We start from the raw sequence: 15,091 nt of genomic DNA, 5'->3' as shown, positions 1-15,091 counted from the left end.
AAGCGAACGGCACAGTCGACTTGATCCACAGACAGGAATCAAACCTTGCAACGTCTTCCATGCACCAGATGCGGCGACTCCATTCACCCCGATACGGCAGCAAGCAACGATGGCCTGTGCATGCCTTGTGTGCGAGGTAATACCCGCTCCATTGAAGAGCGTCGCGAGGAACATCGGCAGCGCCGCGAGGCCGAGCGTGCCGATCGAGAATCCCCGGAACACCTGTATTGGATTGCCCTCGTCGACCGGGTGTACAAAGGCGAGGGCTTTGAATCGCTCTCGCATGGCGACCAGCTTTATTACTTGCTCAGCGTCCTTTCTGGCGAGGTCCACAACGGAGGCTTCGATCAGTTCTTCTCCAACTCCAGCGGTAACCACTACCGCGAAACCGTCGATGCGCTCAAGGAGATCGGGGATACCGTGGCCCTAGACCTTCTATTACAGGCAAAGGCTGCGGTATTCGGTGACGCACCAGTACCCGCCAACCGAGTGGCTCGCTTCGACCTCATGCGCACGGCATCGGAAGACCACCCTGAATATGAAATTGCGAACCAGGCGCTCGATGGCCTGGACCGGCGCTTTTGGCGCCATGCGGAGCAGTTCGGTGCACAGCTCGAGAATTTGGCCGAGTCCCATCAGCTGTACAAAATGACCTGACCTCTCAGGCCCAAGGTCACGATCGCCGTGGCCGCCATGGATGTCCCATGGCCGCGATGCAGACACCCATCGGTGATCGGGGAATGGTTTTTGACTTCGCGGCCAGGAAAGCGCTACGTCACCTGGCCCGGAATGCTTTGCCGTGCGGACAGCCGGGCAGGCGATAGCCCTTCCACCACCAAGCCCTCACGCACCAATTCCTCAGGCAGTGGCTCGCCGCGCAGCAATTGCCGAGCAAGCAGCGACGCGCCAGCAGCACTCTGAATGCCATACCCGCCCTGCCCTGCCAGCCAGAAAAAGCCCGGCACGTGGTTGTCCCACCCGATGACCATGTCGCCATCCGGCACAAATGAGCGCAGCCCCGCCCAGGTATGGGATGGGCGGCGGATCTGGAAAGTCGTCATTTCCTCGATGTGATAGATGCCGGTGGCCACATCCAGCTCTTCGGGCACCACGTCGTGCGGATGGGTGGGGTCGGCATTGGCAGGGGAACCCAGCAACTGGCCTGCATCGGGCTTGAAGTAAAAACTTTCGTCGATGCCCACCACGGCCGGCCAGTGCGTGGCATCCAGGCCCTCGGGCACGGCGAAGGTGAAGGCGGTGCGCCTGCGCGGCTCCAATCCGATGGGCGGCACGCCGGCGAGGCCTGCCACCACATCGGCCCAGGCGCCCGCCGCGTTGACGATGTTTCCGGCCTGCAGCTGCCGGCCATCTGCCAGTGTGACCCGCCAACCGCCGCCCTGGCGCTGCAGAGCCGTTACCTCGGCATGGGTCAGCACCTGACCACCACGCTGCCGCAGCCCACGCAGATAGCCCTGGTGAAGCGCATGCACGTCGATGTCGGCAGCGTCGGGCTCGTGCATGCCTGCCGCCACGGCATCGGGCTTCAGGCATGGCAGTTGGGCCAGAAGTGCTGCCTTTTCCATCCATTCCACATTGGGCGATGCGGCCCGGGCTTCGTCATAAGTCTGCTGGAGCAGGTCCAGTTGGTCAGGCCCCGCCACATAGACCACGCCACGGGGCGAGAGGATGGGGTCCGCTCCGAACTCGGGCGGCGGCGCGTCATAGAAGGCGCGGCTTGCTCGTGTGAGCGCCTGGATATTGGGCGTTCCATAGGTGGCCATGTAAAGCGCCGCGGAACGCCCTGTGGTGTGATAACCGGGCTGCGACTCACGCTCCAGCAGCAGCACGCCGGGGCGTTCTTTCTCGCCCTCCCGATTGACCAATTGCCAGGCCAGCGAGGCACCTGCAATGCCTGCGCCGATGATGATGTAGTCCACTGATTGCATGATTTCACGCTCCCCCATCACACCGCAGACACCTTCGCCGCCGAGGCCGCTCGGTCATCGCGCGGCAGGCTGCGGACATCGCGCGGATCGGGTGCGCCGGTCACGATCGAGGTCAGTGCGGGCTCCGCACGGGTTGCCACCAACTTGGCCAAGTCCGGCCTTGGGCGGTGAAGCCCGGCGATGCCCTTGAAGGCCTGCTCCATCGCATGGCCCACGCCCAGCGTGTGGCGGTCTGCCCGAAAGCGCCCCACGATCTGCAGGCCGAAGGGCATGCCCGCGTCGTCCAGCCCGCACGGCAGGCTCAGCGAGGGGTGTGTGGTGAGCGTGGTCACATAGGTCAGTGCCAGCCAGCGGTAGTAATTGGCCTGTGGCTCGCCGTTGATGTGGCTGGCAAACAGCTGCGTCCATGCGAAGGGAGACACGGGCGTGGTAGGGGACAGGATCACGTCGTATTGCTCGAACAGCGCCTGAAACCGCGCCAGAATGCGCGTTTGCTCGGCCTGTGCCCAGGCGCTGTCCAGCAGCGTCATGGCGGCACCCATTTCGTAGTTGGCACGGGTGTTGGGCCCCAGGCTGTTCGGGTCGCGCTGGTAGGCTTCGCGCATGCCGGCCACGAAGGCCTCGGCGCGCAGTACGTCGAAGCAGCGGTGCACGTCGCCCAGTTCCATGTCGATCGCGTCGCAGGTGCCGAACAAGTGCTTCATGGCTTGCACCTTGGTGCGAAACACGGCGCGGATGCCGTTGTCCACCGCGCAGGCACCAAAGTCCTCCGTGATCGCCACGCGCAGGCGGCCCAGGTCCACCGTTTCGGGGAACTGAAAGCTCGTGGGGTCCAGCGGGTAGCTCAGCGGATCGCCGGCCGACATTCCCGCCGTCGCGGCCAGTTGCAGGCAAGCTTCTTCCACCGTGCGGCCCATTGGGCCCACAACGGAGATAGGCGTCCAGCCCAGCAGCTTGCGTGAACTCGGCACCACACCGGGTGAAGGCCGAAAACCCACCACGCCGCAGATGGAGGCGGGAATGCGCAGCGACCCGCCCGTGTCCGAGCCTGTGCACACGGGCAGCATGTCGCAGGCAAGCGCCGCAGCCGAGCCGCCCGATGAGCCCCCGGCATTCAGCGCAGGATTGAACGGGTTACCCGTGGCCCCCCACACGGTGTTGCGCGAGTTGGCGCCGGCACCCATTTCGGGAACGTTGGTTTTACCCGCCACGATGGCGCCTGCGGCTCGCAGGCGCGCCACCAGCACGTTGTCTTGCACAGGAATATGGTCGCGGTAGATTTCCGAGCCATAGGTGGTCAGTAGCCCAGCTGTGGCTTCCAGATCCTTTACGCCCAGCGGCAGGCCATGCAGCAGGCCTAACGGCTCGCCGCGCAGCACGGCCTCCTCGGCCACCCTGGCCTCAGCGCGGGCGCGGTCGTAGCAGGTGGCCGTGATGGCGTTGACAGACGGGTTCAACGCCTCGATGCGTTCGATGCAGGCGTCCAGCAGTTCCACCGGCGATACCTCTCGGCTGCCGATGCGGTGACGCAGTTCGTTGGCGGTCAACTCGACCAGCGTGCTGGGGGCGGTCATGGGGTATTCGTCTCCTTGTCGATTTGGCAGTGCGTATCCGGCAGTGCGTGTCCATTCGTTATCCATGATGTCTGCAAAACACCGTCAGCCTCCGAACCTGCGGCAGTCCAAAGCAGTGGCCGCAGCGCAAAGTCTTTCTGCCGCGCTGGCACCGTCCTACCCGATGGCACGGGGGAGTACAGCGCGGAGTGGCTCTCAATCGGCCGTGATGCCTGCTCGCTGGGCAATGGCGCGCATCAGGGGCAGTTCCCTGTCGATCAACTCGGCCACCGTTTTGGACGAAGCATAGGCAGGTTCGAATCCCACGGCGATCATCTTGTCGCGGGTTTCCGGGTCCGACACCACCTGGGCCAGGGTCAACTCCAGCCGCGACTTGACGGCGGGCGGCAGCCCGCGCGGCGCCACCATGGCCAGCCAGGTGTCCATCTCCAGGCCGGGGTATCCGCTTTCCACCAGCGTGGGGACCTTGGGCAGCAGGGCCGAACGCTTGCCCGCCGTGACGGCAATGGCCTTGATCTTGCCGTCCTTGAGCTGCGGCAGCGCCGCCGACACGGTGTCTACCGTGAACGGAATCTGTCCACCCATCAGGTCCGTCATGGCTGGCGCACTGCCTTTGTAGGGCACGTGCTGGATCTTCAAACCCGCAGCGTGAAAGAACATCTCGCCTGCAAACTGCGACGTGGTGCCCGCGCCAAAGGAACCATAGGAATATTTGTCGGGTGCGGCCTTCACCAAAGCCACGAACTGCTTCACGTCAGCCGCCGGCACGTCCTTGTTGGCCAAGAGGATCAGACTGGTGCGCCCGGCAATGCCGATGGGCTCGAAGCTTTTGACCGGGTCGTAGGGCAGCTTAGGGCGCACCGCAGGGTTCACGGTAAAGGTCGTGCCTGAACTCATGAGCAACGTGTAGCCGTCGGGCGTTGCCTTGGCCGCATAAGCAGCCCCAATGGTGGTGCCCGCCCCGGCGCGGTTGTCGATGACCACGCTTTGCCCGAGCAGATCGCCCATCTTCTTGCCAATCAGCCGGCCCAGCACGTCGGTGGCGCCGCCGGGCGGAAACGGAATCACCAGCGTGATGGGCTTGGTGGGGAATGGCGCCTCCTGTGCCATGGCAGGGGCCCACGAAGCCACGCCCAGGGCACAGATCACAGCGGACAAAAGCAGCTTCTTGCGGTTCATGACATTCGCTCCAAGGGTCAAACAAGGGTATAGAAACAAAAAAGAGACGCCGAGAAAGGCCGCAGCCGCACCCCGCGTCAGTCACGCGCGGCAAGCAAAGCCCGCCCGCGCTCCACGAAGCCCTGGTACTGCGCATCGGGCACCAAGAGCCCACCAGTGGTCCACACGAGGTGGGTGGCCTGGGGCAGCACTTCGCCCACGCCGGTGCTGCGCAGCCAAGCCTGCCCCGCGTCGGTGCCAGTCAGCATGCCGGGGCCGCTGAAGCCTGCCGCTGCAGAGGGCTCGATGCGCTCGCCCAGCGCATCCAGCACCTGCACCAAATGGACGAACAAGGTGTCGTCCGCCACCGTGAACACCCCGGACAGCAGCGGCGCCATCAATTCAGCCGCCAGCAACGAAGCGCGCGGCACGGCCAGCCCATCGGCCTCTGTCTGGTTTGTCAGGCCCCAGTCATATACCGAAGGGTGCGCTGAACCGCTTGCCAAGCCGGCTTGCCCACCCAGCATCTGCACCAGGAAACATGGCGACTGAACCGGCTCCGCGAAGAAGCAATGCACATGGGGTCCCAGCAACTGCCGCAGGCCAAAGGTGATGCCCGCAGGTGCTCCGCCCACCCCGCAAGGCAGGTAAACGATGAGGGGGTGACCGGCATCCACCACGATGCCCTGCTCTGCCAGCTGCTTTTGCAGATGCAAGGCCCCGGTGCTGTACCCCAGCAACAGCGAGAACGACTGCTCGTCATCCACGAAGTGGCACGTGGGATCTGCTCCGGCCTGGGAGCGACCGGCGGCCACTGCGCGCTCATAGTCGCCCGCATGCTCCACCACCAGCACGCCACGCTGGCGCAGACGCTCCTTTTTCCATTCCTTGGCGTCGGCCGACATGTGTACCGCCGCCTTGAATCCCAGAGCCGAGGCCACCACGCCGATGCTCAACCCCAGATTGCCGGTAGACCCCACTGCCACTTGGTAGCGTCCCAGCACTTCGCGTGCCGCAGTGCCGGCCAACGCAAGGTAGGCATGTTCGTCACTGCCCTGCGACACCAACCCATGCTTCAGCGCCAGCTGTTCGGCGAACTCCAGCACCTCATGCATCCCACCCCGCGCCTTGATGGAGCCCGCCACGGGCAGGCGGTGATCGGCCTTGATGAACAGGTTGCCCTGCCCTGGCTGCAGGCCGCGCACAGGCTTCAACGCGGCAGCCGGCAGCAGGGGCGACTCCACGACGCCCTCCGCGTCTGCCAATTCCGTAAACACCTGTGCCAGCAATGCCTCGAAACGTTTCAGGCGAGCGGCAGCGGCTTTCGTATCATCCAGACTAATGCTGCGCCCCAGTGCCTCCAACGTGGCCGATGGATGTGCCAAGCGCTCAGGATTGATCCACAGGCACGGTTGGGCCTGCCGGAGGCGGACTGCCAAGGCGGCAAATCCAGCCTGCGGGTAATGGTCGATTGAATGGGACATATCGGGTTTTGGCAGCAATGGGACGCGGTCTTCGGGCCTCTTTCCAAAGGGCCCCTGCAACGCATTCTTCGCCCGTCACCCCGTTGTCACAACACATTTATAGTGGCGAACGCATTAGCAAAAGTAATGGACATCCACCTCTCCGCCTCCTTGCTCGCCTGGCTGCGCTGTTTTGATGCAGCCGCCCGCCATGGAAGCTTCACCAAGGCCGCTGCCGAACTTTGCATCACCCAAGGCGCCGTCAGCCAGCAGGTCAAGCACCTCGAAGATTGGTTGCACCGTCCGCTGTTCCTTCGCACACCGCGCGCGCTGGTGCCCACGCCCGAGGGCCAGTGGCTGGCTGTGGTACTGCGCGAGAGCTTCACCGCGATCGAAAACACCCTGGCGCAGATGCGCCGGCCGCAGGAGACCGCTACCGCCACCCTCAGTTGCTCACCGTCGTTCGCCATGAGCTGGCTCACGCCCCGGCTGGGCGAATTTTTCCGCCAGTATCCGAGCATGGGCCTGCGGGTGTTTGGCGAGTTCCACAGACTGGACCGCACCCGCATGGTGCGGGACGGTATCGAGGCCGCAGTGCGTTTCGATTTGGGCGGCTACCGTGATCTGAACGCAACGGTGTTTCTCGATGAGTGGCTCCTGCCCGTGGCGAGCCCCGATTTTTTGGCGCGGCATCCGCCCATCACATCCCCCCAGGACCTGCAGCGTGACTGGCTTTTGCACGACGGCAGCGCATGGGATGGCGCCGACACGTACGAGGAATGGCAGCACTGGTTTACCCAAGGGGGGGGCACGCCCCCGCCGTGGGCGGGCGGCCAGCAATTCAACCTGTCGCAACTCGCTCAGGGCGCCGCCCTGGCCGGCCAGGGCATCGCCATGGGCCGGGCCGCACTGGTATTGCAGGACATCAAGGCAGGGCGTTTGGTGCCGGTTCTCCAGCGCAGCGTGCTGTCGCGCGCGTCTTACTCGTTTGTGACCACCGCGCATCCCAGCCCGGCCATGGAGCAGGTCCGGGAGTGGCTTGTAGAGGAGGGACGGGGATTTTGTGAGGAGCGGCGACAGGCGCTGCCTGCGCCGGCGCCCTGAAGCAAGCCCTTCACAGCTCCCGCACTTGCAGCGAAAGGTGTGCCGGCACACATCGTGCCGACGACAACGCAATTCTCCGAACCAGCATCGCTGACCGTTTCGGTGATGTTGCTGCGATTGGGATCTGGCATCGAAGTGTCGACGAGCACTGTTCGGAATCAAAAGCGCGTTGCGCCTGCGTATCCGAGATCACGATGGATCACTCTGCACTTTTCAGCACAAGCAGCGGGGGGCGGAAAAGTCGATGACGCTTTTGATGATTTTTCGCATTTCGGTGATGAGCGGCCTCACATCGTCGCGCCGCCACTGCACGGTATAGGTCAGGGGTGTCAACGCATTGCCTGCAGACAGAATCCTCAGCATCCCGCGAGCTTGCAGCGCTTCGGCCCACCCGTGGGGCATGTACGTGAAGCCTAGGCCTTCGGCCACCATTCCCACCACCGCACCCCAACTGTTGCAGCTGAGCCGCCGCTCGACGCTCATCGATTGGCCGCTCAGCCATTCGTCCAGAATGCGGGTAGCACCTGAGCCCTCAGGCAGGGCAATCAGCATCTGCTCGCGTACCAGCCGCTGCGGCAAGTCGGTACCGGCTTTCACGAGAAATGCCTCGCTTGCAGCCCAGACGAATCGCACCTGCGCTACGCGTTCGAAAGCCAAGGTACTGCGCGATGAGGGGCCTGCGATCACCACGCAGTCGAGTTCGCCATCCACGATGCGCTGCTCCAGCACTTGGCCAATGTCGGTATGCGGCTCCAACTGCAGCGCAGGATGCAGTTCGGCCACCTTCTGCACCAGCTTCGGCAGCCAGGTCAGTCCACTTAGTTCGCCGAAGCCAATCCGGCAACGCCCTTGCAAACCAGTACTTTGACCGATGGCCTGCTGCAACTGGGCCGCGTCATGCAGTAACGCACGAACACGCGGCAACAGCAGTTCGCCATGGGGCGTCAACTCGGCTGACCGCCCGCTCCGGTCGAACAGCAGGGTCCCCAGCGAAACCTCCAATTCAGCAATACGCTTGGACAGGGAAGAGATGGACAGGTGCACCCGTTCAGCCGCGACCGTGAAATTGAGACAAGTGGCGGCCCAGTAGAAGGCCTCGAGTTGCTTGAGAGTCATGAATTGAGTTTACGAAAAGCGAAATCAAAAGTTCGAATTTTTTCTCTTTTCTTTCAATATCAACCGGCGCACCATTGTTGCGCCATGCCTTCGTCTCCCCCACGCATACCCAAAGCCTGCCGACAGGTGCTGTCCCTGGACGACTTCGAGAAGTTGGCCCGCCGCCACCTGCCTCGGCCTATCTATGCCTACATCAGCGGCGCCGTAGAGGACAACCAGTCGCTGGCGGAGAACCGCCGGGCCTTCAGTGATTTGGCCTTCCGACCGCGCGTGCTGGTCGGCGTCGCGCAACGCGACCTCGGATTCGAACTCTTCGGCCGCCGCTACGCCACGCCGGTGGGACTCGCACCCATGGGTATTTCCGCGCTCTCGGCCTACCGTGGCGATGTCGTGCTGGCCCAGGCAGCACAGCAAGCCAATGTGCCAGCCATCATGAGCGGCTCTTCGTTGATTCGGCTCGAAGAGGTGATGGCGGTCGCTCCGCAAACCTGGTTCCAGGCCTACCTGCCAGGCGAGCTTGCGCAGATACATGGCCTGCTCGATCGCGTGCAAGGCGCAGGCGTACAGACCCTGGTGGTCACGGTGGACACACCCGTCGCAGCGAACCGGGAGAACAATGTGCGTGCAGGCTTTTCAACGCCGCTCAAGCCCAGCCTTTCGCTGGCTTGGCAAGGCCTGAGCCATCCGCGCTGGTTGCTGGGTACGTTTCTGAAGACGCTGCTGCTACATGGCATGCCCCACTTCGAGAACAACTACGCCATGCGCGGCGCACCCATCCTTTCTTCCGATGTGCTGCGCGATTTCTCAGACCGCGCTCACCTGGCTTGGCCGCATCTGGCAGCTATACGCAAGCGCTGGCCGAATCAACTCGTGGTCAAGGGCATCCTGACGCCGGAGGACGCTGTGCATGCACGCGACCATGGCGTCGACGGAATCATCGTCTCCAACCATGGAGGGCGTCAGCTCGACGGTGCGGTGGCACCGCTGCGCGTGTTGCCCGCCATCGCACGCGCCGTTCCCGAAATGCCGGTGATGCTCGACAGCGGCGTTCGCCGCGGTACCGACGTCGTCAAAGCGCTGGCCCTCGGGGCGCGCTGCGTATTCGTGGGCCGGCCCTTCAACTATGCCGCCTCGGTCGCAGGACAAGGCGGCGTGGCCCATGCCATCGCCCTGCTGCACGAAGAAATTTCTCGCGATATGGCCATGCTGGGGCTCACGCGCATTGCCGACATCACATCCTGCTGCATCCGTCCAGTTGCCAGTCCGACCGACTATTTCCCCATCACTTCGAACCAACCATGAGCAAAATCCAGGGCTTCCACATCCATTCGCGCCCCTCGACCGTCGTGAGTGACGCACTCTTGGCGCGGTACCGTGGATTTCAGGTCGCCAACATCAGCGACGCCATGAGCCGCACCACCGGAACCTCGTCGCTGAAACCGTTCCACAAACGCGAGGGTGGACTCGCAGGCCGTGCGCTGACGGTGCGCACCAGGCCTGGTGACAACCTCATGGTGCACCACGCCATCGACACCTGCGCACCGGGTGACGTCATCGTGGTGGACGCCGGCGGAGTGGGTCCGAACGCCATCATTGGAGAAATCATGCTCGCGCTGCTGATCGCGCGCGGCGCGGCAGGCATCGTCATCGACGGGCTGATTCGTGACAGCGACACCATCGGTCAACATAGTCTGGCGGTGTATGCACGCGGCGTTGCACACCGTGGCCCATACAAGGATGGTCCAGGCGAGTTGCATGTGCCAGTCACCATTGACGGGATGGTGGTGCATCCCGGGGACATTGTGGTTGGCGATGGCGATGGCCTGCTGGCGGTGCCGCCCGAAGAGGCCGAAGACATTGCGGCACGTGTTGAAGCCATTGAACGCATCGAAGCCGATGCGCTGCAGGCCATCGCTGAAGGCCGCGCCGACCGGAGCTGGGTTGAACGCACGCTGCGCGAGAAGGGGGTTCTGTGAGCCAGGTCGTCCGCTTCGACTATTGGCTGGACCCGGCCTTCAATCGCATCATCTCCGCAGCCCCTGGCGTGACATTGCAGACCTGCGCACGGGAAGGCGCTGACAGTGCAGCATGGGAGGCGCTGGCCCAAGCGCAAGTGCTGCAGATTACTGCGGCCAAGGATGAGTTGCCGCGACGCTGGTTCGTCAGCGCTGAGTTGCTGGCACGCTGCCCCAGGCTGCTGGCGGTTTCGTCGAGTGGTTCAGGCTGCGACACCATCGACATCGAAGCGTGTACGCGCGCTGGCGTGGTGGTCATGAACCAGGCCGGCGGCAACGCCGATTCGGTGGCCGAATTGGCACTCGGCCTGATGCTGGCGGTGCTGCGCCGCATTCCGGAATCGGATGCGTTGCTGCGCTCGGACCAACGCAGCTTCAGTCGCGAAGACCTGATGGGCCACGAACTGCGCGGACGCACACTGGGCATTGTGGGTGTCGGCGAAACCGGCCGACGCACCGCAGCGCTGGGTCGGGCCTTCGGCATGCAAGTGCTGGGCGTTGATCCCGCCCTGGACGACGCCGAGCTGAGTGCACGAGGTGCGCAATCCGTGCCACTGGATGAATTGCTGCGTCGTTCCGACATTGTCTCGCTGCACTGCCCGCGCAATGCCAGCACCCTCGGGCTGATGAACGCAGCCGCATTCGCAGCGATGAAGCCGGGCAGCATCTTCGTCAGCACCGCACGCGGCGGCATTCACGATGAGAACGCCCTGCATGCCGCAATCGCCAACGGCCATCTCGCGGGTGCAGGTCTCGATGTTTGGGACCAGGAGCCTCCACCCGCCAACCATGCCCTGTTGCGCCTCCCGAATGTCGTGGCCACGTTCCACACGGCCGGTGTCACACATGAAGCCCGGCGCAACAACGCCACGCTGGCCGCCACACAGATCTTGCAGTTGCTCTCGGATGGCGAGCGACCTGAGCGACTGGTCAACCCTGACGTCTGGCCACGGGCCAGGGAGCGCATTGCCGCCGCGCTCGGCCACTGATTTCCATAAGCCCGAAACGGGCAAACATCACGGAGACAAGCATGAACAAACAATGGACCCGTCGCACGCTGTGCGCCGGCCTGGCAGCGACTGCATTTGCGCTGCCCTCAGCAGCGCAGCCCGCCGCGCCGTACCCGTCCAAACCCATCGAGCTGATTGTGGCCTACGGTCCTGGTGGAGGTACCGACCTTGTCGCCCGGCTGCTGGCACGGCACCTGGAAAAGCAACTCGAAGGCAGTGTCGTGGTGCTCAACCGTCCTGGCGCAGGAGGCGGCATCGGCTTCGGTGAGCTGGCACGCGCGAAGCCTGATGGCTACACCATCGGCTTTATCAACACGCCCAACGTGTTGACCATCCCGATTGAACGCAAGAGCAGCTTCCACTGGAGCCAGTACGACCTGCTCGGCAATCTGGTGGACGACCCGGGCGGCTTCGCCATACACAACACAAACAACATCACCACGCTGGCGGGCCTAGCGTCCTATTCCAAGGCGCGCCCTGGCGCCGTGACCGTTGGCACGACAGGCACCGGATCGGATGACCACCTGGCGATGCTGCTGTTCGAACGCGCTACCGGAACCAAGCTGACGCATGTGCCTTACAAAGGCGCTGGCGAGGTGCGTGCCGCGGCCACGGGCCAGCAGATTGTGATTGGCGCCATCAACGTCGGGGAGGTACTGGCATATCAGAAGGGTGGCACCCCGATCCGACTGCTGGGTCAAATGTCAGCTGAGCGTTCATCCCTGGCGCCACAAGTGCCGACCTTCAAAGAGCAAGGTATTGCCATTGAGTTGGCCTCGCTGCGTGGCCTGGCGGCTCCCAAGGGCTTACCGGAGGCGATCCGCAAGAAACTGGTCGATGCGATTGCCACCATCGCCGCGGACCCTGCGTTCAAGCAGCAGGCCGAAGCCATGTACGCACCTTTGCGATACCTGGCGCCAGCGGCTTATGCGGCCGAACTCGAAGCCACTGAAGCCAACTTCCGCAAACTCTGGGCAGAAATGCCCTGGCAGGACAGACCGTGAAGCGCGGCCAGTATGCCTGCCGAGGCACACGCGCCGCTCCTTCCGTTCCGGAACACCCTTGAAGACCTCGCCACTCAATAGGTTCCCCGCTGGCCTGCAGGCTCCTCGATGAACGCACACCATGAACATACTGAATCGCCGTACCTTCTTCTCCACACTTGCCTTGGCTGTTGTGCTGCTACCTCACATCCACGCCATGGCCCAGGGCGCTCTACCAGTCGGCCCCATCACCATGATCGTGGGCTGGCCTGCCGGAGGCCCCTCCGACAACGTGGCACGGCTCACGGCCGTCCGCATGTCCGAGGCACTGGGCCAATCCATCGTCATCGACAACAAGGGGGGCGCTGGGGGCAACATCGGCAGCGATGCGACTGCACGCGCGAAGCCGGATGGCAGCACCATCATGCTGGCGACGGTGGCATCGCACGGTCTGAATTCTGCGCTGTACCCAAAGCTCAACCATGACCCGATGAAAGACTTCTCACCCATCGGCATGATTACGACATCTCCCAGCGTGCTGCTGGTACCGACCGATTCGCCGTTTCTCTCGGTTGCGGACTTGCTCAAGGCCGCTCAAGCCCGACCAGGCAAGCTCAATTACGGATCAGGCGGCGTCGGGTCCAGTCAGCATCTGGCTGGCGCCAACTTCAAGAAGATCACTGGCGCCGACGTGACCCACATCCCTTACAAGGGAACGGCCCCGGCGATGACCGACCTGATGGCTGGCCGCGTGGATTTCGTTTTGACGACGGGCGCAATGTCATTCATCCGCTCAGGCAAGCTGCGCCCGCTCGCGGTGGCCGCTCGACAGCGCCTGCCAGCGCTACCCGACGTACCGACGTTCGAGGAATCCGGGGTGAAGGGTTTCCATACCGACTCCTGGTACGGACTGGTCGCGCCGGCAGGTACACCGCGTGCAGCGTTGGACAAGCTCAATGCTGCGCTCGCTACCGCCCTGCGCAATCCCGAGGTGCAAAAGCAGTTCCTGGACCAGGGTTCGCTACCCGTCAAGCCGATGGGCGTCGATGAATTCTGGAGCTTCGTGCAGCAGCAGATGCCATTGGCTGCCGAGCAGGTGCGGGTGTCCGGTGCGAAAGCCGAGTAACTGGTACCAAGGACCACCTTCACTCTCGTACTTTGGCGCCCATGCGTTTGCTGGAGCAGATCACTCGTCAGATGCTCACCCGGTCATGGCGCAGATCCAGTGGCTGATCAACGGAGTGCGAAGTTTCATGAAGAGCGGCGGCAGGTGCCGCCAGCGCCGACGGGGTGGAAACCCCGCCCTCGCCCCCGCGTCAATCCAGCGTGACCCTCGCCTCCTGAATCACTTTGGCCCATTTGACCGTTTCCGACGCGATGAAGGCATCGCATTCCTGAGGAGTGGAGCCTTCAGCGAAGGTCCCCATGGTCTGCTCCAGCCGCTGCGTCACTTCAGGGCTCCGGATGATGCGCGCCACTTCTTCGGACATGCGCTGCACGATTTCGCGGGGCACGCCGGAAGGCGCGAGCATCGCGGCCCAGGTACTGCCCACCAGGCCAGGGTAGCCCTGCTCGGCAAAGGTCGGGACATCGGGCAAGGCAGGAAGGCGCTTTTCGCTGGCCACCCCGATCAGTCGGATCTTTCCGGCCCTGGCTGGCTGGATCAGGTTGGGCGGTGGATCCAGGAACAGCGGTACCTGCCCACCCATGAGGTCTGCCAGCGCAGGTGAAGCACCTTTGTACGGGATGTGCACCATCTCGGTCTTGGTGATCAGGCGCATCAGCTCGGAGGTGAGGTGGGCTGCAGATCCGTTGCCAGACGACGCGAAGCTCAGCTTGCCTGGGTTGGAACGCGCATAGGCCACCAGTTCGGCCGTCGTCTTGAAGGGCGCATTCATCGCTACGGCGGCCACCAGGGGCGACACCCCCATCAGTGACACGCCCACCAAATCCTTCTTCGGGTCATACGGCAGCTTGGGATACAGCGTGGTATTGGCGGCATAGGCGGCGATGAACACGCCGAAGGTGTAGCCGTCCGGCGCGGCCTTGGCCACGGCGTCCACGCCGATGATGCTATTGGCGCCCGGCTTGTTGTCCACGATCACCGGCTGGCCCAAGCGCTGTTGCAAGCCCACCTGCAGCAAGCGCGCCATCTGGTCGGTGAAACCGCCCGCAGTGTAAGGAACCACGATCCGAATCGGCTTGCTCGGCCAGGGGACGCTGGCCAAGGCCGGCGCGCTGACAGCCGCTCCGGCAAAACCCGCCGTGGCGGCGAGCAACAGTTGGCGGCGGCGAAGGAATGTGTGCATGTGTGTCTCCTATCTCCAGGAATCAGGGGAAATGACCGGCACACGGGCATGGCGTGTGGCTCTGGTCCATGGGTCAGAGCCGGTCCACCAGTTCCGGCATGGCCGTGAACAGGTCGGCCTCCAGGCCGTAGTCGGCCACGCTGAAGATCGGCGCCTCCGGGTCCTTGTTGATCGCCACGATCACCTTGGAGTCCTTCATGCCCGCCAAATGCTGGATCGCGCCCGAGATGCCCGCCGCGATGTACAGCTGCGGCGCCACGATCTTGCCCGTCTGCCCCACCTGCAAGTCGTTGGGCGCGTAGCCCGCATCCACCGCCGCGCGGCTCGCGCCGATCGCCGCACCCAGCTTGTCCGCCAGGGGCGTCATCACTTCGTTGAACTTCTCGCTGCTGCCCAGCGCCCGCCCGCCCGAG

Annotated in this window: 14 protein-coding genes; 7 read left to right on the top strand and 7 right to left on the bottom strand. The window is 63.7% G+C overall.

Translation table 11 applies throughout. The features are described from left to right. Positions 1-45 precede the first annotated feature (45 nt). Positions 46-657 (top strand): DMP19 family protein, encoded by a 612-nt coding sequence (locus AVAK2825_RS23925; RefSeq protein ID WP_284402987.1) that lies wholly within the window; start codon positions 46-48, stop codon positions 655-657. 113 nt (positions 658-770) lie between these two features. On the opposite strand, the gene AVAK2825_RS23920 is transcribed toward AVAK2825_RS23925, so the two are convergent. From AVAK2825_RS23920 to dsdA, 4 genes are all read right to left on the bottom strand, one after another. Next, positions 771-1,946, bottom strand: a complete 1,176-nt coding sequence (locus AVAK2825_RS23920) for an NAD(P)/FAD-dependent oxidoreductase (RefSeq protein WP_284402986.1) — start codon at positions 1,944-1,946, stop codon at positions 771-773. Between the two features lie 17 nt (positions 1,947-1,963). Then, positions 1,964-3,520, bottom strand: coding sequence for an amidase (locus tag AVAK2825_RS23915; RefSeq protein WP_284402985.1), 1,557 nt, complete (start codon positions 3,518-3,520; stop codon positions 1,964-1,966). A gap of 195 nt (positions 3,521-3,715) precedes the next feature. Next, positions 3,716-4,699, bottom strand: a complete 984-nt coding sequence (locus AVAK2825_RS23910) for a Bug family tripartite tricarboxylate transporter substrate binding protein (RefSeq protein WP_284402984.1) — start codon at positions 4,697-4,699, stop codon at positions 3,716-3,718. Between the two features lie 77 nt (positions 4,700-4,776). Then, positions 4,777-6,162: a D-serine ammonia-lyase gene (gene dsdA / locus AVAK2825_RS23905; RefSeq protein WP_284402994.1), complete on the bottom strand. Its 1,386-nt coding sequence runs from the start codon at positions 6,160-6,162 to the stop codon at positions 4,777-4,779. A gap of 126 nt (positions 6,163-6,288) precedes the next feature. Here dsdA and AVAK2825_RS23900 point away from each other — a divergent pair, with 126 nt between their 5' ends. Further along, positions 6,289-7,245 (top strand): LysR substrate-binding domain-containing protein, encoded by a 957-nt coding sequence (locus AVAK2825_RS23900; protein WP_284402983.1) that lies wholly within the window; start codon positions 6,289-6,291, stop codon positions 7,243-7,245. Positions 7,246-7,458: 213 nt separating this feature from the next. Here AVAK2825_RS23900 and AVAK2825_RS23895 read toward each other — a convergent pair whose 3' ends face one another. Then, a complete protein-coding gene (locus AVAK2825_RS23895) occupies positions 7,459-8,361 on the bottom strand; it encodes a LysR family transcriptional regulator (RefSeq protein ID WP_284402982.1) in 903 nt (300 codons plus the stop codon). Between the two features lie 84 nt (positions 8,362-8,445). Between AVAK2825_RS23895 and AVAK2825_RS23890 the strand changes: the two genes are divergently transcribed. The 5 genes from AVAK2825_RS23890 (at position 8,446) to AVAK2825_RS23870 (ending at position 13,495) form a co-directional block, all read left to right on the top strand. Further along, positions 8,446-9,663: an alpha-hydroxy acid oxidase gene (locus AVAK2825_RS23890; RefSeq protein WP_284402981.1), complete on the top strand. Its 1,218-nt coding sequence runs from the start codon at positions 8,446-8,448 to the stop codon at positions 9,661-9,663. Then, on the top strand, positions 9,660-10,337 hold the full coding sequence (locus tag AVAK2825_RS23885) for an RraA family protein (RefSeq protein WP_284402980.1): 678 nt from the start codon (positions 9,660-9,662) through the stop codon (positions 10,335-10,337). Before AVAK2825_RS23890 ends, AVAK2825_RS23885 begins: the two co-directional genes overlap by 4 nt. Beyond that, positions 10,334-11,365 (top strand): hydroxyacid dehydrogenase, encoded by a 1,032-nt coding sequence (locus AVAK2825_RS23880; protein ID WP_284402979.1) that lies wholly within the window; start codon positions 10,334-10,336, stop codon positions 11,363-11,365. Before AVAK2825_RS23885 ends, AVAK2825_RS23880 begins: the two co-directional genes overlap by 4 nt. A gap of 41 nt (positions 11,366-11,406) precedes the next feature. After that, positions 11,407-12,390: a Bug family tripartite tricarboxylate transporter substrate binding protein gene (locus AVAK2825_RS23875; protein ID WP_284402978.1), complete on the top strand. Its 984-nt coding sequence runs from the start codon at positions 11,407-11,409 to the stop codon at positions 12,388-12,390. A gap of 121 nt (positions 12,391-12,511) precedes the next feature. Beyond that, a complete protein-coding gene (locus AVAK2825_RS23870; RefSeq protein ID WP_284402977.1) occupies positions 12,512-13,495 on the top strand; it encodes a Bug family tripartite tricarboxylate transporter substrate binding protein in 984 nt (327 codons plus the stop codon). A 190-nt stretch (positions 13,496-13,685) separates the two neighbouring features. Here AVAK2825_RS23870 and AVAK2825_RS23865 read toward each other — a convergent pair whose 3' ends face one another. Continuing rightward, positions 13,686-14,678 carry a tripartite tricarboxylate transporter substrate binding protein gene (locus tag AVAK2825_RS23865; protein WP_284402976.1) on the bottom strand — a complete coding sequence of 331 codons (993 nt, stop codon included), beginning with the start codon at positions 14,676-14,678 and terminating at the stop codon, positions 13,686-13,688. Between the two features lie 73 nt (positions 14,679-14,751). Next, a partial coding sequence (locus AVAK2825_RS23860) for an electron transfer flavoprotein subunit alpha/FixB family protein (RefSeq protein ID WP_284402975.1) occupies positions 14,752-15,091 on the bottom strand: 340 nt, incomplete at its 5' end.

The organism is Acidovorax sp. SUPP2825 (assembly GCF_030158995.1).
Lineage (GTDB): Bacteria > Pseudomonadota > Gammaproteobacteria > Burkholderiales > Burkholderiaceae_C > Paracidovorax.
This window is presented reverse-complemented; position numbering and strand designations above follow the sequence as displayed.

Bases quoted from the DNA above. Each gene is read 5' to 3' on its own strand.
- AVAK2825_RS23865 (WP_284402976.1), bottom strand. From the start codon at position 14,678: ATGCACACATTCCTTCGCCGCCGCCAACTGTTGCTCGCCGCCACGGCG.
- AVAK2825_RS23895 (WP_284402982.1), bottom strand. From the start codon at position 8,361: ATGACTCTCAAGCAACTCGAGGCCTTCTACTGGGCCGCCACTTGTCTC.
- AVAK2825_RS23890 (WP_284402981.1), top strand. From the start codon at position 8,446: ATGCCTTCGTCTCCCCCACGCATACCCAAAGCCTGCCGACAGGTGCTG.
- AVAK2825_RS23870 (WP_284402977.1), top strand. From the start codon at position 12,512: ATGAACATACTGAATCGCCGTACCTTCTTCTCCACACTTGCCTTGGCT.
- AVAK2825_RS23885 (WP_284402980.1), top strand. From the start codon at position 9,660: ATGAGCAAAATCCAGGGCTTCCACATCCATTCGCGCCCCTCGACCGTC.
- AVAK2825_RS23915 (WP_284402985.1), bottom strand. From the start codon at position 3,520: ATGACCGCCCCCAGCACGCTGGTCGAGTTGACCGCCAACGAACTGCGT.
- AVAK2825_RS23875 (WP_284402978.1), top strand. From the start codon at position 11,407: ATGAACAAACAATGGACCCGTCGCACGCTGTGCGCCGGCCTGGCAGCG.
- AVAK2825_RS23900 (WP_284402983.1), top strand. From the start codon at position 6,289: ATGGACATCCACCTCTCCGCCTCCTTGCTCGCCTGGCTGCGCTGTTTT.
- AVAK2825_RS23910 (WP_284402984.1), bottom strand. From the start codon at position 4,699: ATGAACCGCAAGAAGCTGCTTTTGTCCGCTGTGATCTGTGCCCTGGGC.
- dsdA (WP_284402994.1), bottom strand. From the start codon at position 6,162: ATGTCCCATTCAATCGACCATTACCCGCAGGCTGGATTTGCCGCCTTG.
- AVAK2825_RS23920 (WP_284402986.1), bottom strand. From the start codon at position 1,946: ATGCAATCAGTGGACTACATCATCATCGGCGCAGGCATTGCAGGTGCC.